This is a genomic window from Lysobacter sp. TAB13, from assembly GCF_052113885.1.
GTDB classification, from domain to species: domain Bacteria; phylum Pseudomonadota; class Gammaproteobacteria; order Xanthomonadales; family Xanthomonadaceae; genus Lysobacter; species Lysobacter gummosus.
The window spans coordinates 1-423 of the sequence record NZ_JBFRDR010000245.1 but is presented as its reverse complement, the minus strand read 5'-3'; the positions used below and the strand labels follow the sequence as shown (position 1 = coordinate 423).

General features: G+C 64.3%; 1 protein-coding gene. It reads left to right on the top strand.

Annotated elements, in window-relative coordinates; translation table 11 throughout:
* Positions 1–133: 133 nt before the first annotated feature.
* On the top strand, positions 134–423 hold a 290-nt coding region (locus AB4Y92_RS26015), incomplete at its 3' end, for a DUF899 family protein (protein WP_441822250.1).

Genomic DNA, 423 nt, shown 5'->3' with positions numbered 1-423 from the left:
CATCGGAATCCCGCCACACTTGTCACTCCCACCCCTCGATACCCTGTCCCTATCAATCTCATCACCGCCAACCACCCGCCGCTTCGCAAACGGGGCGAGTGGCGAAGGTCACCCGACGACAGGATCGACGACAATGACGATACACATCACGGGAACGCGTGAAGAGTGGCTGGCCGCGCGGCTGAGGCTGCTCGAGGACGAGAAGGAGCTGACACGGCGCAGTGACGATCTGGCGCGGCGGCGCCAGGAACTGCCCTGGGTGCAGGTCGACAAGGAGTACCGCTTCGAGACCGATGAGGGCGGCGTCGCGCTGGCCGACCTGTTCGGAGGACGTTCGCAGCTCCTCGTCTATCACTTCATGTTCGGGCCCGACTACAAGGCGGGCTGTCCGTCCTGCTCCGCGATCGCGGATGGGTTCAACGG